Here is a 22065-nt window from a genome sequence, read left to right on the forward strand (position 1 = left end):
ATTTTCGAGAACTCCGCGCTGTGGCCATGGATGCGTGGCGCGACATCGCACAACTCAGTGCCGCGTGAAAACTGCCATCAGCCCCTATTTCCAGACAGACAGGTTAACTTTACAGTACCCGAAGAACTGACCCAGGGCGATCAACCCGATCGGCACGATCTGACGCGAGATCGCCGACATGTTGTCCATGCTGAGGAATCGCGGGCTGATGAGGAAAAACACCAAACACAGCGCCACGGTAACGAATATGATGTTCTTTTCGCGAAGCAATCTTCCAAGATCAGACATGGGACCACCAGCCTTTGACACTTAGTTTGGGAAAGCCGGTTCGCGTTGGAACCTGGCACGAAATATGGTGTTTGGCGCTGTCAGGGATGCAGATCATCTCACAATGCACCCAGCACCAAGTCGGCGCAGCGATCACCCAGGACCATCGCTGGGGCATTGGTATTCCCTGCCGGGATCTCGGGCACTGCCGACATGTCACACACGCGCAAACCGGCGATGCCGCGCACACGCATCCGGGCATCCAGAACGGCCATCCGGTCACCATCGGCACCCATTTTCGCGGTTCCGGCCGGGTGGAAATTCGTCTTTACCACCTTGCGGCAATGTTCCGTCAGCGCCGCGTCGGAATAATCCAGCGGTGCGACCACCTCGGCGATGCGCTCTGCCAGCGGCGGCATATCCATGGTTTTGCGGAAATAGCGCAACCCCTTGATCATCTCGGCCATATCGCGCTGATCCGACAGAAAAGCCGGATCGACCAGGGGCATCGCGGCCGGATCCGCCGATGCAAGGCGCACGGCCCCGCGTGAATGAGGCTTGAGCAGAACCATCTGAATCGAAACGCCATAATCCTCGGGGATGGTCTTGGCCTGCTCGGGGTTCAGATACATGACCGGGATGCAATAAGCTTCATGGGTGGGGGGGGCCTCGGGATCGGAGGGGTTCACGAAACACGCCGCTTCGAGGCCGGTCGTGGTAATCAAGCCCCTGCCGAACAGCTTGAACTCAAGGCCATTGCGCAACATGTTCCAGCCGCGATCCTGCTTGAAATAACCGTATGGGCCGTTCGCGCGGGCAACGATCGAAACATCGGGATGGTCCTGCAAATTCTGTCCGACGCCGGGCATATCCTCGATCACATCAATGCCGTGTTCGCGCAGATGATCCGCAGGGCCCAATCCGGACAGCATCAGGATCTTCGGGCTGATCAGCGCACCAGCGGAAATCAGGACTTCGCCATCGCTGCGCACTGTTTTCAGATTTCCCGCGGCATCCTTGTATTCAACGCCGACGGCACGACCGCCTTCGATCAGGATACGCTGCACTTGCGATTCCAGCCTGATCGTCAGATTCGGATTGTCCTTCAACGGGTCCAGAAAGGAATACGCCGTCGAATATCGCTGTCCCTGACTGTGCGTGAACTGGAAGTAACCCGCACCGCGCTGCGATTTGCCGTTGAAGTCGGGGTTGAACGGCTCGCCCTGCGCTTGCAGGGCCTGCACAAACCAGCGCGCCATATCGTCGATATGGCCGGGATCGGATACGACAAGCTTTCCCTCGCAGCCATGCAGATCGTCGTTGAACTTGCGGTTCCCTTCCAGCCGACGAAAATGTGGAAGAACATCCTTCCATGCCCAGCTGACCGCATCGTTATTTCCACGCAGAATCCGATGCCATTCATCATAGTCATCGGGCCGTCCGCGAACATAAGCCTGGCCATTGACCGTCGACCCGCCGCCCAGAACATTCCCCTGTGGGATCTCGGTGCGGCGCCCTCCAAGCTGCTCTTGTGGCACGGTCTGGTGGGTCCGAAAGAACCTGGACCCGTTCTTTAGCAGCTTGAAGACACCGGGCGGCATATCCAGCAAGGGGTGCCGGTGATGATGACCACCTTCCAGCAACAATACACGCGCACCGCCCTCCACAAGCCGCGAGGTGGCAACAGCCCCAGCCGAACCGCCCCCGACGACGATATGGTCAAATGTCTCGATCATCCATCTTCCTCCCTGCAGCAATCCCACAGGCTCGCTTCTGATTACCGTCTCTGCCGTTATCAGCGCCCTGCAGCCTCCCGGCAAAGCGCTTTTCGTATGATCAAAACTGATATTTCCTTTTGATGATTTTTTCAATCATGCAATATCTTCTATTTTGATCGTATCAAATCTGACTGCTCGCTCCCAGCAGAACAATTTTCCCAAAGGCTTTGCCTGCGGCCATCTCGTCCAAGGCGGCCCCAGCGTCAGCCAGGCGGTATGTCGCAGCCGTCAACGCGTCGAAGTTGATCCGCCCAGCCTCGACCAGCTGCACGGCCTCTTCAAATTCGGCATTGAACTGGAACGAACCGACGATCTCGATCTCTTTCAGCATCACAAGATGCAGCATCACCTGGGCGTCCCGCGGCTGGATGTTGCTAAGAATCGACAGGCGCCCTTTTTGCCTCAACGCCTTCAGGCCGGTATTGAACGCCGGGATGGCGCCACTGGCCTCGATCACGACATCGAACTTGCGCTCCAGATCCGCTTCGTCAAACTGCCCTGCAACAAGGCCGGCTTTCGCGCCCGCTTTCAACGCGACCTCGACCGCACCGGGGCGCAGATCGAGTGCCGTGACACACGTACCGCGCGCGGCCGCCCCTGCAATCGCCAACAGCCCCATCGGACCACAGCCCGTGACCAGCACCGACTGACCTTCGGCAACGCCGCCCTTGTTCAGAGAATGCAGGGCACAGGCAAGCGGCTCCGCAAAGGTCAGGTGACGTGGATCGACGCCCTCGGCCACGGGACGGCAGCACCGAACCGGATGGTCGATCACGTCTCGGAAAAATCCATCCAGATGTGGAACGGTTGTCGCCGATCCGGGGAATCTTTTGGCCGAGCACAGATTTTCTTCGCCACGCAGACAGGCCGCGCATTCCTGACAATTCATGATCGGGTTCAGCGCAACGAGTTGTCCGGCGACCAGATCCGAACCATTTGGATCGACGACCCATGCACATGCCTCATGCCCAAGCGTTACAGGGTTCTGCAACTGGAAACCGGCATTGGCAAAATGGGTATAGTAGTGAAGGTCGGTTCCACACAGGCTGGCAGCGGCCAGCCGCAAGCGGGCGTGACCGTTGACGATCGGGGTATCGGCAGTCTGCTCGGCGAGCTCTATTCTTTGCGCGGCGATCAATCGGGTTTGGGTATAGCTCATCGTTATTTTCCTTAGAAGCCAATCGCATAGCCGCCATCGACGGGCAGATTGACGCCATTGACATAAGCGGCCTGTTCAGACGCCAGATAAAAAATCGCGTTCGCAACGTCTTCGGGTGAGCCAAAACCATGCGTCGGGATGCGTCGCTCGATCCGTTCACGCCGCGCGGGATCCTTGGCAAGAACGGCACGGGTCATATCCGTGTCGATAAAACCGGGCGATACGGCATTGCACCTTATTCCGAACTGCGCGGCGTCTACCGCGACCGATCGGGTCAGCCCGACCACGCCGGTTTTCGCCGTGACATATGCCGCCGCAGATGGCAGCGCCATGATACCGCCCATCGAGGCAATATTCACGATCGCACCGCCCGCCTCGCGTTGCAGGGCGATATATCTGCCGCAAGCCAGAAACATCGCACGAATATTGATGTTCAGAACATGCTCCAATTCGTCGGCAGACACGTCCCAGATCGGCTTTTTCAGATGCACCCCGGCATTGTTGACCAAGACGTCCAGACCGCCCTCTTCGTCATGAATCGCGTCCAGATATTCAGCAGAGGCAGAACCACCGAGATCATGTTCCACGACGCGAATATCGCCGCTCAGCCTGTCGACCTCGCCCCGACTGCGTGCAATGACCACAACCTTGTAGCCGGCATCCAGAAAGCGCCGGCTTTGCGCAAGGCCAAGCCCCTTGTTTCCACCTGTGATAACTGCAACCGGCATGGTCTATTTTCCTTTGTAATGATGTCTAAAGGCGCTGTTCAGTTCGGCCAGGAATGCCTCTGCGTCCCGGTCCTGCAGAAAAAACGCAGGAAACATTTCGCAAACGTCGTCGACAAATCCCAGAAACCAAGGCGCTCGAGGGCGGGTCCACGCGTTGTCCATCGTGGACCAGCCACCTTCGAAAAACCCACGGTAGGCCGGGTCGTGTCGTTTGGCCTGCCAGCTGTGGCGATTGGCCGGTTGGCCTTCATTTTCCAGATAGACGCCGGACTGCACCCGCTCTGACGCAAGCCAGGCCGCAAAGGACCGCGCCGCTTCGGGATCTGCCGTCTGCGCGGAAACCCCAATCCCTGCGCCGCCCAGAATGGCGCGCCGCGTGCCGCCCTGAGCGCTGACGGGCAGATCGAAATAGCGCAGCTGACGTGGCCGAAAGCCGGGCCGTGCATAATTTACATAGCCGAACAGGCAAGGCGACATGGCAAACTCGTCCGTCGAGGACAAAGCTTCCAGCACCTTGATGGGATTCATCGACACCGCCTCGGAAGGTCCGAGACGATAGAGCGCCTTGAGGATGTTCAGCGCATAAATGCTATTTGCATCCGAGGTGAATTGGTCGTCACCGTGAGGCAGGTTTTCCTCACCCCGACCTGCGACCAGCGTCATCATCATGTCAAAGGCATCGACGGGCAGAAGCGGCGTAATCGCCCGGAACGTGGCGCCCTCGGGGCCGGACAGATCCTCCCATGTGTGCGGCAGGCGGTCAGTCAGGTCCGGCCGGCAAACCGCCATCTGGCAAGCCGCGTCTATCGCATAGGCCCAACACGCGCCGTTCCAGAAATAGCTTTCGGGCGAACCGCCCATTCCAGCATCCGAATCTTGCGGCGGGGCCAGCGGCAGCAACGCGCCCTGCTCGGCAATCAGGCCGACATGGGGATGGTCCAGCACAATGAAATCATAGTCGCGCGCCAATTGATCAATCGGCGCATCTGCAAATGCCTGTAGCGAACGCTTGTCCCACTGAATGCTGACGCCGGTTTCCCGCTCGTAGGCGGCCGATGCGGCAACCACGCATTCATAGCCGCGCGGGTGGTCCCAGGTCATGCCCCTTAGCTTCGATTTTGCGGACATCCATGCCTCCCATCACATCATTCGAGTTTTACATATATGAAAATTACTTTGACATAAGCAAGTGTTTTGTTAATCTGCCTCCAGACATATGCCCGGGACGCAAACATGCACGGGTCACTCTGGGAGGGAAAACAATGGGATATGGATTCACAAAAGCTGCTGCTGGTGTCGTGCTGTCAGCCGGCATTGTGCTGACCGCGAACGCAACGATGGCCGCCGACTACGAGATTCGCCTTGGTCACGTGACGTCCGACAAGGAGCCGGTTCATCAGGCAATGGAAGAATTCGCCAGGAACGTGGCTGAACGAACCGACGGTCAGGTCGAGATTTCGATCTATCCAAATGGAACGCTTGGCACCAATCTGGAGCTGTATGAACAAATTCGCGCAGGCGCGCCGATCATGACAGCGGCTGACCCGGCCTATCTGGCGGATTTCGTCGCGGATTTCGGTGTTCTGGGCGGCCCTTATCTGATCGACGACCCGCGTGATTTCACCGCCGTCGTCACCTCGGATCTGTTTACGGATATGACAGACCGACTGCGCGCCGAAACGGGAATCGAGCTGCTGGCAATGAACTGGTTTTTCGGCCAGCGGCATATGCTTGCAGACAAACCGATCTCATCGCCCGCGGATCTGGACGGCATGACCTTCCGCGTGCTGCCCAACAAGATGTGGATCGAAACTTTCGACGCACTTGGTGCCCGCCCGACCCAGCTGCCCTGGCCCGAGGTTTATTCCGGTCTGTCGGCTGGTGTGGTCGAAGGGGCCGAGGCGCCGTTGCCGTCCATTTACGGCGCCAAGCTGCACGAAGTAAAAAGCGTGATTTCCCTGACCGGCCATTTCAAGGCCTTTACCGGTCTGATCATGAATGCCGATTATCTGGCATCCCTGCCCGAGGACATTCAGGTTGTTTTAAAGGAAGAGGCCCTGGCAGCCGGTGATTTCATGACCGATCTGATGCTGTCGTCGCAGGAAGAATGGGAACAAAAACTGACCGATGAAGGTGTCACCTTCAATCGCGATGTCGATACCGAGGCTTTCCGTCAGGCTACATTGCCGGTCTATGATCAATTCCCCGACTGGACCGACGGCTTGCACCAAAGCGTCGTCGAACTGCTGCAGCAGTAACAGGTCCATCGGTTCGCGCCCCGCGCGAACCGATCATTCCGTTGGGGGGAGAACGCTGATGCTTCGAATCTTTGGCTATGTCGAATGGGCCGAGCGATGGATCGCCTATTGCGCGACAATCGGCATCGTGCTTGCCGTCCTGTGGGGTGTATTGACCCGCTATGTCACGGCAAAACCCGCCGTCTGGACCAGCGAATTGTCAGGCATACTTTTCACCTGGGTCGTCTTTGTCGGTGCCGCAACCGCATTCCGTGAGAACCGCCATATCTATATCGACCTGTTCCTGGGTCTCTTGCCGGCGTCGGGGCAACGCATCGTCGCAATGACCGCCCGGTTGCTGACCTTGGCGTTCCTGACCTGCGCCGCGTTTCTCAGCTATCAGATGATGATCAAAGGGGCGACACGCCCGTCACCAGTGCTGCGCATTCCCTTTTCGCTTGTATACCTCGCCCCGCTCTTGTCGTTCAGCCTCATGGCGCTGACAGATCTGCTGCGCCTGACGGGAATAGACAAGACAGCCGGCCCAATGTCCGAAGGGGATGTCCTGTGAGCGTTCTGCCAATCATCATCCTGCTGGCGGCCATCGCAATCGGCATTCCCGTCGCAATGGCAATCGGCATGGCCGGCATGTTCTTCTTTGTCGTTTCGGGCACGATGCCGACGGAAATATTCATCCAGCGGATTGTGGCCGTCACACATTCCTTTCCATTGCTGGCCGTGCCGCTATTCATCATGACAGGCGTGGTCATGAACTATGCTGGCATCACGCGCCGGATGATGGATCTGGCCGAAGCGATGACAGGTCACTGGCGTGGCGGTCTGGCGCAGGTGAACGTGTTACTGTCGACCCTGATGGGTGGCGTGGCGGGTTCGGCCAATGCTGATGCGGCCATGCAGGCGCGCGTTCTGGTGCCGGAAATGTCGGCACGCGGGTATGACAGGGCGTTCTCTGCCGCGGTAACCGCCAGTTCGGCGATCATCAGCGTCATTATCCCTCCGGGTATCGGGCTGATCCTTTATGGGTTCATGGGCGATGTCTCGATCGGAAAGCTGTTTCTGGCCGGAATTGTGCCCGGTATCGTGCTATGCGGTGCAATGATGATGCTGGTCGCGGTCCTTGCGCGCCGCAACGGTATGCGCCCCAGTCAGGACAAGCCCGCAAGCTGGCATCAGCGATGGGTCGCCTTGCGGGCCGCAGGTCTTGCATTGCTGGTTCCTGCAGGCATCGTTGTCGGCATTCGCCTTGGCATCTTTACCCCGACCGAGGCCGGTGCCTGTGCAGTCGCCTTTGCGGTCATTATCGGTCTTGTCCTGCGTGAGCTGAAATGGAGCCACCTGCGCCCGATCCTGGAACAGACCAGTCAGGCGACGGCCGTGGTGTTGCTGGTCATCTGCATGGCCAACGGCTTCGGCTTCTACATGACGTGGGAACGCATTCCTTCGGCCGTGGCCGATTGGATGCTGACCCTGACATCAAACCCGATCCTGCTACTTTTGCTGATCAACCTGATGCTGATCGCCGTAGGTATGTTCCTGGAAGGATCGGCCGCACTGATCCTGCTGACACCCATTCTGGTGCCGGTCGTGGTCACCCTTGGCGTCGACCCGGTTCATTTCGGCATCGTCATGGTTCTGAACCTGACCATCGCTGGCGTGACCCCCCCACTGGGCACCTTGATGTTCACGACATGCGCGATCACCGGTGTCTCGATACGCCGCTTCATACAGGCAGCCCTGCCCTTCTATGCGCTGCTATTTGCGATGCTGCTGGTGGTGACGCTGGTTCCGCAGCTGTCGCTTTGGTTGCCAGATCTGAAATTCGGACAAGGATGACGAAAAATGAGCAGTGACGGGAACATATATCTGGAACGAAACGGCGCGATCGGCGAAATCGTCCTGAATCGTCCGCAAAAGCACAACGCCCTGACGCCCCGCATGTATCGCGACATCGGGCAGGCTTGTGCCGATCTGGATGCCGATGACAACCTCAGGGTCGGAATCATCCGCGGCGCAGGTGATCGCGCTTTTTGTGCCGGCTCCGACATCAAGGCGCTGGAGGGCTATGAGGATTTCTGGGCATGGCGCAACCGTTATGACTACATCCCGCCGATCCTGGCTGTGCGAAAACCCCTGATCGCGGCGACCAAAGGCTGGGCGCTTGGGGGCGGCATGGAAATCGCCTTGGCATGTGATCTGCGCGTCGCCGCGCGCTCGACCATCTTTTCCGCGCCCGAGGTCGCGTTGGGATGGAATGGCGCGGGCGGCGCGGCGCAGCATCTGGTTCGGCTATGCGGCTATGGCCGGGCGATGCAGGTGCTGCTGACCGCGCAGCGTTTCGACGCCGAAACCGCTCAGGGCTGGGGCATGATTGAAATGCTGGTCGACGTTGGTGCCGAAACGGATGCCGCACGTGAACTTGCCACCAGCATTGCAGCCCATTCCAGCGTGGCCACCCAGGCCGTCAAGGCCGCAGTGCGCAACGCCGGCGACACCACCGTTTCACAGGGCCTACGCTATGACAACGAGCTGATGTCGCTTTGCTTTGCAAAGGTCGAGCGCGACAAGGTAAAGTCCGGATGACATTCATGATGCAAGGGACGGTATATGGCTGCGCAGACAGAGGACGCGACACAAGGCCCACGCAAGAAGGCCTCTGTTCCGGCGGTGGAAAAGGCGCTGGATATATTGGAAGTTCTGTCCAGTCATCGCGACGGCCTGACGATGAACGAGCTGGTCGAAGCCCTCGAACGCTCGATGGGAGAGATATACCGCGTCGTCCTGTATCTGGTCGAACGCGACTATTTGCAGCAAGATCCCGATACGTCACGTTACAGCCTGACGCCACGGCTGTTCGAACTGGCACATCGCAATCCTGTCACCGAACGCATGCTGAACAAGGCGGTCCCGGTGCTGGAACGCATTGCGGCCATTACGGAACAATCCTGCCATCTGGGCGTGCTGAATCGCGCGAACATCCTGATCCTGGCATCGGTCGCAAGCCCGCGTCCGGCCGGCTACGCGGTCCGGACGGGCGCGATGTTTCCGGCACTGATGACAAGCACCGGAATGGTCGTGGTCGCACACTCCGATCCAGAGGCGCAGAACCGTTTCGCCGGACGCGCACCCGCAGACGCGCGCGACGCCATTCGAAAGCGGCTGCAGGATATTTCCCTTCATGGATACGACGACAGCGAAAGCCAGATCGTGAAAGGGGTCAGGAACCTTTCGGCGCCGGTTTTCGACAACAGGGGCGTCGTCGGTGCGATCACCTGCGGACATATCGACCAATCCAACATGAAAACAACCGCGGCGGAAACGCTGGAAATCATCCGCGAGAACGCAAGGCAACTATCACGCGCACTGGGCTGGCTGGGGGACTGATCATCCGCGCCTCGTCCGGGCCAAATTCGGACAGAGGACGATGATGACTGAACATACGATCCCCACGCTTGATCAAGATGATCTCCCGCTTGCCGGTGTCAGGGTGCTTGATTTCGCACAGTTTCTGGCAGGACCGGTTGCAGCCATGAGACTTGCCGATCTTGGCGCGGATGTCATCAAGATCGAGCGCCCGCAAGGCGGTGATGCCTGTCGTGCGTTGGCCATACGCGATCAGAAATTCGCCGGTGACAGCCTGCTTTTTCATACCTTCAACCGCGGCAAGCGTAGTTATGCCGCCAATCTGAAGGACGCCGAAGACCTGAAGGATGTGAAAGCTCTGATCAGATCGGCTGACGTTCTTATCCACAATTTTCGCCCCGGCATCATGGAACGCCTGGGACTGGGCTTCGATCAGATCCGGGAAATCAACCCGACACTCGTCTATGCCTCGGTGACCGGTTACGGCAACAAAGGGCCGTGGCGCGACAAGCCGGGACAGGATCTGCTGGTTCAGTCACTCTCGGGCATGGCCTGGCTATCGGGCAATGGCGATGACGATCCCGTCCCTGTCGGCTTTCCGCTGGTCGATATCGCCACTGCCGGAAATCTGGTTCAGGGCATTCTGGCACAGTTGTTCAGGCGGGAACGAACCGGCAGGGGCGGATTGGTCGAGGTTGACCTGATGAGTTCGGCAATAGACCTGCAGATCGAACATCTCACCTCGCATTTGAATGGCGATGGATCGCTGCCCGAACGCAGCGCAACCAGCAACGCCAATGTTTATGGTGCCGCCCCATATGGCATCTATCAGCTCGATGGCGGCTATCTGGCGATCGCCATGACGCCGATCTCTGCTCTGGCGAAACTCCTTGAAATCTCGGCACTTGATCAGTTCAGCCAGGACGAGGCTTTCTCAAAACGCGAAGAGATCAAGGCGATCCTGACCGAAGCCCTGGCGGGACACAATCTGGATGATGTGTTGGGCGTGCTGGAAGCGGCCGATATCTGGTGCGCCAAGGTCATGAACTGGACCGAGTTCACAGGCTCTGACGGCTTTCAGGCGCTTGATCCGATCACGCAGGTCAGCGGCCCGGACGGCAGCACCGCCATTGTAACGCGATGCCCGATCAGGCTGGATGGCGCTGTTCCCAGGAACGGACGCGGTGCCCCTGCACTTGGCGCAGACAACCCACAAATTCGCAACGAATTGCTGCCCGGGTAACCCGGCTATGGAAGCTCACGACCAGCAGGCACGGCTGACACGCAATCTTGCCCAGAATGACCCCAACACACGAGGAATACAGTGATTGTTGAGCAATATTACGAAGATTACGAGATCGACAGCGGCAGACTGACATTCGGGCGCACAATCACCGAAACCGATTTCATCGTCCATGCCGGACATACCGGCGATTTCTTTCCCCATCACATGGACAAGGAATGGTGTGCCACCCAAGACATCGGACAAAGGATCGCGCATGGCACCTTGGTGTTCTCGGTGGGTATCGGCATGACGGCATCGACCATCAACCCGCATGCAATGTCCTATGGCTATGACCGGTTGCGCTTTATCCGGCCGGTCCATATCGGCGACACGATCCGCACCAGAACCCGCATCAGCGAAAAGCGCGATCACCCAAAGCGTTCCGATGTCGGATTCGTTCACGAAGCCATCGAGATCATCAACCAACATGATCAGGTCGTGCTTGCATGTGACCACCTTTACCTGGTCGGGAAAGCCGGTTCTCCGGACAGGCCCTGAGCCCGGATCAAAGCACGAAAGGCCAAATCAAATCATGCCGCCCGATCATCTTCCGCTGACAGGTCTGTTGGTTATCGACCTGTCCCAGTTTCTTGCCGGCCCCTATGCTTCCTTACGATTGCAGGATCTGGGCGCACGCGTCATCAAGGTCGAACGCCCGGGCAAAGGCGATCTTTCGCGCAGCCTCTATCTGTCTGACACGATGCTTGACGGCGACAGCACGATCTTTCACGCGATTAACCGGGGCAAGCAAAGTATTGCACTGGATCTGAAGAATGCCGGCGACATGGCGGCATTGAAAAAGCTTATTTCCAAGGCTGACGTGGTCATCCAGAATTTCCGGCCCGGCGTCATCGAACGCCTTGGGCTTGGGTATGATGACATGCAAAAATTCGCGCCACATATCGTCTATGGCTCGGTGTCGGGCTATGGGCCAGACGGCCCCTGGGCGCGATATCCCGGTCAGGATCTGCTTGCGCAGGCACGATCCGGCGTGATGTGGCTGAACGGCGATGACGGTCAGGGGCCTGTTCCCTTCGGTCTGGCGATTGCCGATATGTTTGCGGGGGCCAATCTTGTTCAGGGCATATTGGCGTCGCTGGTGCGCAAAGGCATCAGCGGCACGGGCTGCCATGTCGAGACCAGCCTGCTGGAAAGCATGATAGATTTTCAGTTCGAAATGCTGGCCACACACCTGAACGACGGTGGCCGGCCGCCGCGCCGGGCCACGCATCGATCTGCCCATGCAGGGCTGTCGGCGCCCTATGGGGTTTATCAAACGCTGGACGGCTATATCGCAATCGCGATGACGCCGATTGATCGGCTTGCCGATTTACTTGGGCTGCCTGCTCTTGACGTCTTTGCCAGCGCACCAGAAAGCTGGTTCGCGGAACGCGACACCATCAAGCAAATTATCGCAACGCATCTGGCTGATGCCACAACCGATCATTGGCTCGCGCTGCTAGAGCCCCACGATATTTGGTGCGCCAAGGTTCTGGAATGGCAGGACCTGCTAAAGCATGAAGCCTTTCAACGACTGGACATGTTGCAAAGCGTCGAGCGGTGCGACGGTCGCACCATGCGCCTGACACGTTCGCCACTTCGAATAAACGGCCATCGACCGGCAAGCCGTCAGGGCGCACCTTCTATCGGTGCGGATTCCGCCAGCATCCGGAAGGAATTCGACATATGATCACCCCCGGACGGCACCAATAACAGTAACCGCGGCAGGTGCAGATGGAACATATCGCCCGCTTGAAACTCGAACGTTTCAGTGGGTGCCGTGAAGTGAATACGGCAGGGCGGCTCGGCCGCCTAACCGCCCGAGGATTTGGGCCGTCGTCCGACCCAACGCCGCAGCGGCTGGCCATAGGTGCGGCGAAATGCCTTTTCCAGCGCCGCCGCGTCGGAATAGCCGCAACGCAGGGCAATCTCTTGCAACGACAGATCGGTGGAAGATGCCAGTTCCCGTGCGCGCGCCAGACGCAGCATCTGGGCATATCGTCCCGGCCCCATGCCGATCTCGGATTGGAACATCCGGCTTAGGCTGCGCCGCGACGTCCCGATCGACGCGGCCAGTTCCGGCTGGGAAAGCGGGGTTTCGACATTCTCGGCCATGACGCGGATCGCCTGTTGCAGCTTCTGTGATCCGCGGCTGCCGATCCCCAGTCCAATGCGTGATCCGGCCTGCTTGCGCGCCGCATCATGCAGGAACATCGACGTGGCGGCAAAGGCCGCGGCGGGTCCGAACAGCCGACCCACCAGTGCCAGCATCATGTCAAGCGACGAGGCCGCGCCACCGCTGCTCCAGACCGGACCGTCAAGAACATAGCGCTGATGGCTGACCAGAACATCGGGGAATGTTTCGGCGAAATCGGCAAGCACGCTCCAGTGCAGGGTTGCTGCATGACCTTGCAACAGCCCCGCCTGCGCGATCAGCCACGACCCGCAATCTGCCCCGATCAGCCGCGTGCCCCGTCGCGCCACCCGCCGCAACAGCGCCCCGGTCCGCCCCGCGGCATGGTCGCGAAACCCATAGCCCGCCACAACCAGCAGCGCGTCGGGCGCACCCAGATCCGCCAGCGCGATATCGGGCAGCACCCGCAAGCCGCTGGAACTGCGCACTGGCCCGTCATCGGGCGTGACCACGCACCATGACAGATCGGGATAGCCGTGATCATGCACCGCGCGAAGCGGCTCGATCAGCGATGACAGCACAAAGTTCGAAAAGCCGTCAAACAACAGGACAGCATAGCGGGGCATCAGGAAACGGGGCCAATTATGACAATTAAATGGCATTATTAGACAATCAGCGCCAGCTGTGAACCCCTATGTTCGCAAAACACCCCCGGCTCCGCCTGTCCGAGGGGATGGCCCGGCCGGGCCGCAAATCAAAGGCCAGAAATTCAAGGAAGGAGATAGCCTTGCCGCTAAGCATGAATCGCGAGGTTTTCATCACCTGTGCCGTGACCGGATCGGGCGGCACGCAGGACCGCAGCCCGCATGTCCCCCGCTCGCCCCGCGAGATCGCCGAAAGCGCGATCGATGCCGCAAAGGCGGGTGCCGCCATCGTGCATTGCCATGTCCGCGATCCCGAAACCGGCGCGCCCTCGCGTGATCTTGCGCTGTATCGCGAAGTGACGGACCGCATCCGCGAGTCCGATACCGATGTCGTCCTGAACCTGACGGCGGGCATGGGCGGCGATATCGTCTTCGGATCTTCCGAGGCTCCGTTTCCGGTCAATGCCGCCGCCACCGACATGATCGGCGCGACCGAACGCATGGCCCATATCACGGAATGCCTGCCCGAGATCTGCACGCTGGACTGCGGCACGATGAACTTTGCCGAGGCCGATTACGTCATGACGAACACGCCCGGCATGCTGCGCGCCATGGGCGCGATGATGACCCGGCTGGGTGTCAAACCCGAGATCGAGGCCTTTGATACCGGGCATCTATGGTTCGCAAGGCAACTGGTCGAGGAAGGCACGCTTACCTCGCCCGCGCTGGTGCAGCTGTGCATGGGAGTTCCCTGGGGCGCGCCCAACGATCTGAACACCTTCATGGCCATGGTGAACAATGTGCCCTCGGACTGGACCTGGTCGGCCTTCAGCCTTGGCCGCGACCAGATGCCTTATGTTTCGGCCTCGGTTCTGGGCGGCGGGAATGTCCGCGTCGGCCTTGAAGACAACCTGTTCCTCGACAAGGGGGTTCTGGCAACGAACGCGCAGCTGGTCGAACGCGCCGCGTCGCTGATCGGGAACATGGGTGCCAGGATCATCGGCCCCGAAGAGGTGCGCCGCAAACTGGGCCTTCGCAAGCAGGCCCCGGTCGCGAATGCGGTGGCATGACAATGACGCAACAGGAGAGCAGCATGACAAGAAAGGCCGCGATCATCGGCGGTGGCGTGATTGGCGGCGGCTGGGCCGCGCGGTTCCTGCTGAACGGCTGGGACGTCGCGATCTTTGACCCTGACCCACAGGCCGAACGCAAGATCGGCGAGGTTCTGGACAATGCGCGGCGCGCGCTGCCCGCGCTTTATGATCGGGCATTGCCGCCCGAGGGACGGCTGAGCTGGCATGACGATCTGGCCAGCGCGGTCGCGGATGCCGACTGGGTGCAGGAAAGCGTGCCCGAAACGCTGGCCCTGAAGCACAAGGTGCTTGGTCAGCTTGGTGCGCTTGCACCGGCCAATGCCGTGATCGGGTCTTCGACCTCGGGGTTCAAACCCTCGGAACTGAATGCCGAGGGGGCCCGCGCCATCGTCGCGCATCCCTTCAACCCGGTCTATCTGCTGCCGCTGATCGAATTGGTGGGCGAGGCCGATACCTGCGCCCGCGCGTCCACGTTGCTGCGCGAGGTGGGCTGCTATCCACTGACCCTGCGCAAGGAGATCGACGCCCATATCGCCGACCGCCTGCTTGAAGCCGTCTGGCGCGAAAGTCTGTGGCTGGTCAAGGATGGCATCGCCACCACCGAAGAAATCGACGAAGCCATCCGGATGGGCTTTGGCATCAGGTGGGCGCAGATGGGGCTGTTCGAGACCTATCGCATCGCGGGTGGCGAAGCCGGCATGAAGCATTTCATGTCACAGTTCGGCCCCGCCCTGTCCTGGCCCTGGACCAAGCTGATGGACGTGCCGGAATTCAATGACGAACTGGTCGATCTGATCGCGTCTCAATCCGACAGCCAATCGGGGCATATGACGATCCGCGAACTGGAACGCCTGCGCGACGACAATATCGTGGGCATGCTACGCGCGCTGCGCCGCACGGGCACCGGCGCGGGCGGCGTGATCACCGCACATGAAGCCGCCTTGCCCGCACCCCTGCCCGCCGATCTTCCGGTGACGGCAGACCGGCAGGTTCCGACAAGCTGGACCGACTATAACGGCCACATGAACGATGCCGAATATCTGCGCGCGGCGTCGGATGCCACAGATCGCTTTATCGAGATGATCGGCGCGGATGCGGCCTATGTCGCTGCGGGGCACAGCTTCTTCACGGTCGAGACCCATACCCGGTATCTGGCCGAGGTTCATGCCGGCGACCGGCTGCGCATCACGACTCAGGTTATCGAGGGCGCGGGCAAGCGAATGCACCTGTTCCACCGCATGACACGCGCGGATGGCGAATTGGCAGCCACGGTCGAGGTGATGCTGCTGCATGTGGACCTGAAGTCCCGCGCGACATGCCCGCCCGGGCCGGCGGTTGCCGCCAACCTGTCGCAATACGCGGCGGCCCATGCGGGCCTGCCCGCCGAGGGGATCGGTCGCCATGTTGGCGAAAGGTCGAAAGCCAGCCCGCAAACCGAACCCGCGTGACAACCCCGCGCCGCCGCGTCAACAGCGGCGGCGCATTCGTTTCATCCTATCCAGAAAAGGCATGCCGCAACATGATCGCCATCTCGCAGTTCGAACGGGAATTCCAGTCCGGTCTGGACGCGATGGAAGGCTTGGCACCGCCCGATGCGCGGCGCGCCTATGACGCGCTTTGTAAAGGATTTGCGCCCGATCTGCCAAAAGGGATGGTTCTGAGTGACAGGTTAGTCGCGGGTGTCCCGGTGCGACATCACCGGCCGGCGAAGTGCGGTCCGGGCAAGGTTGTGTTCCTGCATGGGGGCGGCTTCACCATTGGATCGCTGGACAGTCATCAAGGTGTCGCCGCGGGGCTAGCCGAAGCGATCGGGCGCGAAGTTGCAAGCGTCGGCTATCGCCTGTTGCCCGAAGCAAGCTATGCCGACGCCCTTGAAGATTGCCGCGCCGCGATCCAGGCGCTGAACCCGGTCGCCATCGTCGGCGACAGCGCCGGAGGGCGGCTGGTGATCGACATCGCGCAGGACATGGCAACCGCGCCGCTTCTGGGGCTGGTCTATCCGGTGGTGGGGCGGCCCTGCGCCGAAACGCTGGGGGCGGATGCGCCGCTTCTGTCGCGCGCCGATGTGCTGGCGGCCTGGGATGCGATCGCATTCGACGCGCCCGACACCCAGCCCTGCCCCGCAACCCGCATCGAGGTGCTGGCCGTGTCGCGCGATCCGCTGACATATCCGCTGGAAAGTGCAGTCGCGCAATGGCGCCGCGCGGGTGCCGATGTCGGCTACCGCGTCGCGCCGGACATGCTGCATGGCTGCCTTCACGCGCGGGAATCCCTGCCCGCGATGGATCGGGCATGGCGCGAATTTTGCACGGCAATCAGCACGCAGATTGATGGATGACAGAAGGGTCCGGCATCCGCACGGACCCCACACAACAACAAAGGAGAGTGATTTGAAGCAAAATCTCGGCATAAGCATCGCGACGGTCGTGACGGTCATCGCCCTTATCGGCACGGCGGCCATCGCCCCACAGAGTTTTCAATCGGTGCTCGAGGCCATCAAGGTCTCTGTCATCGGCAATCTGGGTTTCATCTTCACATGGCCCGCCTTCCTCGCTTCGGTGATCTTCGTGGTGGTGATGTTCACGCCCCTGGGGAAGCTGCGCTTCGGCGAGGGGCCGCCCGAATTCTCCACGATCAGCTGGATCGGGATGCTGTTCGCGACGGGCATGGGCATCGGGTTGCTGACCTGGGGGGTTCTGGAACCACGCTACCATGTCGAGGCCGGCAATAGCACCGATCAGGCGCTGCTCTATGCCTTCAATCACTGGGGCCTGCTGGCCTGGTCGGGCTATCTTGCCGTGGGAGTGATCTTTGCCCATGCGATGCATAATCTGGGTATCGGCAAACCCGCCGAGACGCTTCTGGGCGGCGGACTCCTCAGCCGGATCAACCTTGTCAGTCTTGTCGTCTCGACGGTGATCGGGCTGTCGCTGACCTTCTCCTATGCCGCCGATCCGCTGCGACAGGCAATCACACGCTATACCGGCGCCGAACTGGATGCCGCGGTCGTGATCCTGGTCCTGTCGGCCTTCGCCATCGCGTCCAGCACGACAGGCATCAAGCGCGGGATCAAATGGCTGAGCAATTACAACACCCTTCTGGCACTGATCCTGATGGGCGGGGTCTTCCTGTTGTCCGAGCCCGGCCAGATCGTCATGACCTTCCTGCGGCTGGTCCCCGAATATATCGCCCAGTATCCCGCCATGGCCACCGATATCGGCGCCGGCGATCCCGAACGCAAGGCATGGTTGGCCGACTGGCTCTATGCCTTCGAGGCGGCCTGGTATGGCTGGTTCATCTTCACCGGCGTGTTCATCGCCCGCATATCCAGGGGTCGGACGCTGCGGCAACTGGTTCTTGGCGTGATGCTGGTGCCCAGCCTGTTTTCCTGCCTTTGGTTCACCGTTTTCGGTATCGCGGGCCTGTCGACCGGCTCCGAGGATGTCTTCGCGCTGATGTCCGCGCTGGATAGCAGCGGCGTCCTGTCGGTGATCCTGACGCTGAACATCCTGCTGTTCTTCGTCACCAGCGCCGATTCCGCTGGCCTCGTATGCGAGATGCTGACCGTACGCCGCTCGCGTGCCTTCTGGATCCTGATGATGGCCGGGCTGGCGGTGGTCATCAACCGGCTGGACGGCGACATCTTCAAGGTGATCCTGTCGCTGATCTCGGTGGCAGCAATCCCGGTGGCGCTTGGCATCTTCGCCCTGACCGCAGGTTTCCTGATGCTGGTCAGGCAGGGTCGCGAAAGACAAATATCCACCTGACGAGGCCAACAGCCCAGATCACGAAGAAAGCCCCCCGCACGGGGGCTTTCGCATTCGTGCAACAGCCCGGTTGCCAAGGATCGTTCATGGTCATCACAAGCACTGGCATGCCCGCCCGCGACATGCCAATGTCGGGCGAATGACCTTGATGAATGGATGACAGAATGCGCTTCGGAACCGCCGCGACACTGGCCCTTCTGGCCGCCCTTGCCGGTTGCGGCCGCCCCTCCGGGCACTCGGATCTGGAATGTATGGAACGAGCGATGTATTTCGAATCCAACCGCTCCAGCCGCGACGGAATGGTGGCTGTCGGCAATGTGGTGATGAACCGCGTGCGCTCGCCCGAATATCCCGACAGCGTCTGTGGCGTGGTCGCCCAGAAAAACCAATTCGCCAGCGGCGTGATGACGCGCAAGATGGACCTGCGCACCGCCCCCCAGATCAGGGGCGCCGCCACATCGGTCCTGCGCGGAGAGCGCCACCCGCTGGTCGGTCAGGCCGAATTTTTCCACGCCGCAAGCTATCGCGCCGGTTACAACAACATGCATTACGTCGTGACGGCCGGCGGCAATGCCTTTTACGAGCGCCGCAAGCCCCATCTGGTAACCCAACCGCGCCCGCTTCCACCGCTGGAGGGCATCACGGGATACTGAGCATCCAAACCGCTCGCTTCATCCCAGTCGCTGATCTCTTTCGCCAGAAACCCCATTGCGATAGATCCACGCGTCTTTTCGATACCTCACATCAACCCCAACCAGCGCGGCAGCATCAGCGACACCGACGGCACGAAAGTCGTCAGCAGCATCACCGGCAGCGCCACGAACAGCATCATCCGCAATGCGGGCCCGACTGCCTGATGGGCAGATGCGCGCCCGATGCGGCAGGCCATGAACAGCACCGGTGCCATGGGCGGGCTGTTCGCGCCAATCACGACCGAGGTCGCGACGATGGCCGCGAAATGCACCGTGTTCACGTCGGCCATCTGCATCAGCGGCAGCAGAAGCGGCGCGATGACCACGGTCACCGACACGTCATCAATCAATGCCCCGGCAAAGACCAGAAACACATTGACCAACAGCATGATGCAGATCGGGTTGGTGACAAGGGTGGAAACGATCTGGGCCAGGTCCTGCGGGATCCGTTCGCTGACCAAAATACGGCCGATGATGAAGGAAAACAGCAGAATGATGACGATCGAGCCGGTCGTCTCGGCGGCGGCGATGGTGCTGTCGCGCATGCGCCTGAAGCTCATGTCGCGATAAACCAGCGCCCCGATCAATACCGAGGCAAGAACCGCGAAGGCCGCTGCCTCGGTCGGCGTGAAGACGCCACCATAGATTCCGCCGATGATGATCAGTGGCAGCGAAAAGGCCGGCAACGCCCGCACGGTCACACGCCAGCGCTGTGCCGACGTGGTCGCGGCGTCAGTGCCAAGCTCTGTGATGCGGCGACCGATCTGGCTGCGGTTGAAGATCATCAACCCGATCATCAGCAGAATTCCCGGCACGATCGAGGCCGCGAAACAGGCCGCCACGGATTGTTGGGTTGCAACTGCAAACAGGATCATCGTGATCGACGGCGGAATCAGGATTCCCAGAAGCGAGGAAATTCCCAACAGCGCCGCCGAATAGCCGCGCGGATAGCCCTTTTCCGCCATCGGGTCGATCATCAGCGTTCCGATGGCCGCGACCGAGGCCGTTGCCGTGCCCGAAATCGCGCCAAAGACACCTGCCGCACAGACCATGGCATTGCCCATTCCGCCCCTTCGCCGCCCGACTGCCATTTCGACGAACCCGACCAACCGCGCGGCAATGCCGCCCGACTGCATCAGATAGCCGGCAAGGATGAACAGCGGCAGCGCCAGCAGGATCACCGAGTTCAGCGAACGGAACCCCTGCAGCATCAGGGTATTCAGATTGGCATCATAGACCCAGACCAGCGCAGCGACCGCACCCGCGAATGACCAGGCAACAGGCAGCCCAATGGCAAGCAGGACAAGCAGCAGACCAAGGATCAGCAGGGGCTCCATGCTAGCTCTCCTTGCTTGCGCGCGTCAGCGACAGCGCCGCGCGCACCATGTCGCGCAGCGCATAGGCCATGGCCGACAATGCGGCCAGGGCAAAAGGCAGTTGCGCCACCCAAAGCGGGATTTGCAGCAACGGGATGCTTTGTGGTCGCTTCATGCCCCAGGCCAGCATCTTCCAGACCCAGAGGGCAAAGAAACAGGCGATGATCAGGGTCAGGGCCGCCACGACCAGCTGATGAAGCGCCTTTGCGCGCGATGATCGCAGCGACCCTGCCAGAAAATCCACGACCAGATGGCCATTGTTGCGCGAGGCCAGCACGGCCCCGGCCATATAAAGCCACAGCGCGGCAAGCATGCTCAGCTCATGCATGCCAGCGACCGGATAGTTGAAGACGTAGCGGCAGACCACAAGGGTCACAAGCGCGACCGTGACGATCAGGCTTGTCGCAAGGATCAAGGCGTGCAGCGCCCGCGTGAAGATGCGGTCGAAGATGGTCAGAAAACCGATCAAGATGCCCCCTCTTGCCTGCGTCACCGCCGCGGCCGTCACTGTGCGGAAGTGTTGTTCCGGACCAGTTCCATCAGCTCTGCTCCGATCAGGTTGTCCATCTGCGGCCAGACCTTTTCGCGCACGGTCGACCGCAGCGCCGCCATCTGGTCGTCGGACAGTTCGACATAGCTGTGGCCCAGTTCCTTCCATGTCTGGACATAGCCGTCATCGGCAGCCTTGGCGGCATCGAACTGTGCCAGCATGACCTTTTCGGCCCCTGCGGCAACGGCCTCTTGCTGATCGGCGGTCAGGCCATCCCAGCTTTCCATATTGGCTGTCAGGATACCGGTCAGGAACTGCTGTCGGCTGTGGGTATAGTCGGTCAGCACATCGCCGAAATATTCGACCTCGTAGAAGATGACATTGGCCGCGTCACCATCGACGACGCCGGTCTGCAATGCGGAATACAATTCGCCCCAGTCGACGGTCGCTGTCTGATACCCCATGGCCGAGATCGTCTCGGTGAAGGGCGCTACCGGTGGCACGCGAACCTTGAAGGCACTGGCATCCTCGACCGAGGTGGCATGACCATCCTTGGTGCCGACACCGTTGAACCCTTCGGGCCAGGCACCCAGGAATTTCAGCCCGCTATCGGCATAGATCCCGTTCAGAGCCTGACTCATCCAGCTGTCGGGGCTATAGGCGGCCAGCGCCTCGTCCCATTCGGTGAACATATAAGGCGTATAGATGATCGAGATGCGCTGATCATAGGACGTCATCGGCCAGTTCAGCATCAGATCCAAATCGCCCGCCATCAGCAGGTCAAACACCTCCTGCTGGCCGCCCAGTTCGTTCTGATAGAAGATTTCGGTTTCGATTTCGCCATTGGTGGCGGCTTCGATCTCGGCTGCCCAGGCTTCGATCGCATTTCCCGCGGCCGATCCCTTGGCACCGGAATCCGTCGCGATCCGCAAAGTCTCGGCCATTGCCGGCGCTGCCAGCAAGGTGCAACCCAGCAATGCGCCCAGAACGGTTGCGCCGATGGTCTTCATGATGTTCCCTCCCTCTTGTCCTG

22 protein-coding genes are annotated in these 22065 nt (G+C 60.3%); 14 read left to right on the forward strand and 8 right to left on the reverse strand.

Going from position 1 to position 22065, the window contains the following annotated elements; genetic code table 11:
- Window positions 1-306, forward strand: a 306-nt coding sequence (locus PAF17_RS17385) for a hypothetical protein (protein WP_271890369.1), incomplete at its 5' end; no start/stop codon positions are given.
- Between the two features lie 80 nt (window positions 307-386).
- Here PAF17_RS17385 and PAF17_RS17390 read toward each other — a convergent pair.
- The 4 genes from PAF17_RS17390 to PAF17_RS17405 all read right to left on the reverse strand — a co-directional run bounded on the left by PAF17_RS17390 (window position 387) and on the right by PAF17_RS17405 (window position 5060).
- A complete protein-coding gene (locus PAF17_RS17390) occupies window positions 387-2003 on the reverse strand; it encodes a GMC family oxidoreductase (RefSeq protein ID WP_271890370.1) in 1617 nt (538 codons plus the stop codon).
- A 163-nt stretch (window positions 2004-2166) separates the two neighbouring features.
- A complete protein-coding gene (locus tag PAF17_RS17395) occupies window positions 2167-3204 on the reverse strand; it encodes a zinc-binding dehydrogenase (RefSeq protein ID WP_271890371.1) in 1038 nt (345 codons plus the stop codon).
- Window positions 3205-3215: 11 nt separating this feature from the next.
- The gene (locus PAF17_RS17400) at window positions 3216-3932 is read right to left on the reverse strand and encodes an SDR family NAD(P)-dependent oxidoreductase (RefSeq protein WP_271890372.1); all 717 of its coding nucleotides are present in this window, start codon (window positions 3930-3932) and stop codon (window positions 3216-3218) included.
- Window positions 3933-3935: 3 nt separating this feature from the next.
- Window positions 3936-5060 (reverse strand): ABC transporter substrate-binding protein, encoded by a 1125-nt coding sequence (locus PAF17_RS17405; RefSeq protein ID WP_271890373.1) that lies wholly within the window; start codon window positions 5058-5060, stop codon window positions 3936-3938.
- Window positions 5061-5194: 134 nt separating this feature from the next.
- Between PAF17_RS17405 and PAF17_RS17410 the strand changes: the two genes are divergently transcribed.
- From PAF17_RS17410 to PAF17_RS17445, 8 genes are all read left to right on the forward strand, one after another.
- Window positions 5195-6190 carry a C4-dicarboxylate TRAP transporter substrate-binding protein gene (locus PAF17_RS17410; protein ID WP_271890374.1) on the forward strand — a complete coding sequence of 332 codons (996 nt, stop codon included), beginning with the start codon at window positions 5195-5197 and terminating at the stop codon, window positions 6188-6190.
- 58 nt (window positions 6191-6248) lie between these two features.
- A complete protein-coding gene (locus PAF17_RS17415; RefSeq protein ID WP_271890375.1) occupies window positions 6249-6740 on the forward strand; it encodes a TRAP transporter small permease in 492 nt (163 codons plus the stop codon).
- On the forward strand, window positions 6737-8023 hold the full coding sequence (locus PAF17_RS17420) for a TRAP transporter large permease (protein ID WP_271890376.1): 1287 nt from the start codon (window positions 6737-6739) through the stop codon (window positions 8021-8023). Before PAF17_RS17415 ends, PAF17_RS17420 begins: the two co-directional genes overlap by 4 nt.
- Window positions 8024-8029: 6 nt before the next feature.
- A complete protein-coding gene (locus PAF17_RS17425; RefSeq protein WP_271890377.1) occupies window positions 8030-8770 on the forward strand; it encodes an enoyl-CoA hydratase/isomerase family protein in 741 nt (246 codons plus the stop codon).
- Window positions 8771-8794: 24 nt separating this feature from the next.
- Entirely contained in the window at window positions 8795-9571 is a 777-nt protein-coding gene (locus PAF17_RS17430) for an IclR family transcriptional regulator (protein WP_271890378.1), read from the forward strand.
- Window positions 9572-9614: 43 nt separating this feature from the next.
- Complete coding sequence (locus tag PAF17_RS17435) at window positions 9615-10793, forward strand: CaiB/BaiF CoA transferase family protein (RefSeq protein ID WP_271890379.1); 1179 nt, start codon at window positions 9615-9617, stop codon at window positions 10791-10793.
- A gap of 81 nt (window positions 10794-10874) precedes the next feature.
- Window positions 10875-11333, forward strand: coding sequence for a MaoC/PaaZ C-terminal domain-containing protein (locus PAF17_RS17440; RefSeq protein ID WP_271890380.1), 459 nt, complete (start codon window positions 10875-10877; stop codon window positions 11331-11333).
- 34 nt (window positions 11334-11367) lie between these two features.
- Window positions 11368-12525 carry a CaiB/BaiF CoA transferase family protein gene (locus PAF17_RS17445; protein WP_271890381.1) on the forward strand — a complete coding sequence of 386 codons (1158 nt, stop codon included), beginning with the start codon at window positions 11368-11370 and terminating at the stop codon, window positions 12523-12525.
- Window positions 12526-12647: 122 nt separating this feature from the next.
- Here PAF17_RS17445 and PAF17_RS17450 read toward each other — a convergent pair whose 3' ends face one another.
- Window positions 12648-13595, reverse strand: coding sequence for a GlxA family transcriptional regulator (locus PAF17_RS17450; protein WP_271890382.1), 948 nt, complete (start codon window positions 13593-13595; stop codon window positions 12648-12650).
- A gap of 161 nt (window positions 13596-13756) precedes the next feature.
- On the opposite strand from PAF17_RS17450, the gene PAF17_RS17455 reads away from it, so the two are divergent.
- From PAF17_RS17455 to PAF17_RS17475, 5 genes are all read left to right on the forward strand, one after another.
- Window positions 13757-14683 (forward strand): BKACE family enzyme, encoded by a 927-nt coding sequence (locus tag PAF17_RS17455; RefSeq protein WP_271890383.1) that lies wholly within the window; start codon window positions 13757-13759, stop codon window positions 14681-14683.
- Between the two features lie 23 nt (window positions 14684-14706).
- On the forward strand, window positions 14707-16155 hold the full coding sequence (locus PAF17_RS17460; RefSeq protein WP_271890384.1) for a carnitine 3-dehydrogenase: 1449 nt from the start codon (window positions 14707-14709) through the stop codon (window positions 16153-16155).
- A gap of 71 nt (window positions 16156-16226) precedes the next feature.
- On the forward strand, window positions 16227-17045 hold the full coding sequence (locus tag PAF17_RS17465; RefSeq protein ID WP_271890385.1) for an alpha/beta hydrolase fold domain-containing protein: 819 nt from the start codon (window positions 16227-16229) through the stop codon (window positions 17043-17045).
- A 52-nt stretch (window positions 17046-17097) separates the two neighbouring features.
- The gene (locus PAF17_RS17470; RefSeq protein ID WP_271890386.1) at window positions 17098-18474 is read left to right on the forward strand and encodes a BCCT family transporter; all 1377 of its coding nucleotides are present in this window, start codon (window positions 17098-17100) and stop codon (window positions 18472-18474) included.
- A gap of 164 nt (window positions 18475-18638) precedes the next feature.
- The gene (locus PAF17_RS17475; protein WP_271890387.1) at window positions 18639-19127 is read left to right on the forward strand and encodes a cell wall hydrolase; all 489 of its coding nucleotides are present in this window, start codon (window positions 18639-18641) and stop codon (window positions 19125-19127) included.
- 86 nt (window positions 19128-19213) lie between these two features.
- Here the strand turns inward: PAF17_RS17475 and PAF17_RS17480 are convergent, their stop codons facing one another.
- Genes PAF17_RS17480 through dctP form a run of 3 tightly spaced genes read right to left on the reverse strand, consistent with a single transcriptional unit; the run spans window position 19214 to window position 22042 of the window.
- Window positions 19214-20503 (reverse strand): TRAP transporter large permease, encoded by a 1290-nt coding sequence (locus PAF17_RS17480; RefSeq protein WP_271890388.1) that lies wholly within the window; start codon window positions 20501-20503, stop codon window positions 19214-19216.
- Between the two features lies 1 nt (window position 20504).
- Complete coding sequence (locus tag PAF17_RS17485) at window positions 20505-21011, reverse strand: TRAP transporter small permease (protein WP_271890389.1); 507 nt, start codon at window positions 21009-21011, stop codon at window positions 20505-20507.
- Between the two features lie 35 nt (window positions 21012-21046).
- Window positions 21047-22042 carry a TRAP transporter substrate-binding protein DctP gene (dctP, locus tag PAF17_RS17490; protein ID WP_271890390.1) on the reverse strand — a complete coding sequence of 332 codons (996 nt, stop codon included), beginning with the start codon at window positions 22040-22042 and terminating at the stop codon, window positions 21047-21049.
- Window positions 22043-22065 lie beyond the last annotated feature (23 nt).

The organism is Paracoccus onchidii (genome assembly GCF_028294535.1).
Classification (GTDB): domain Bacteria; phylum Pseudomonadota; class Alphaproteobacteria; order Rhodobacterales; family Rhodobacteraceae; genus Paracoccus; species Paracoccus onchidii.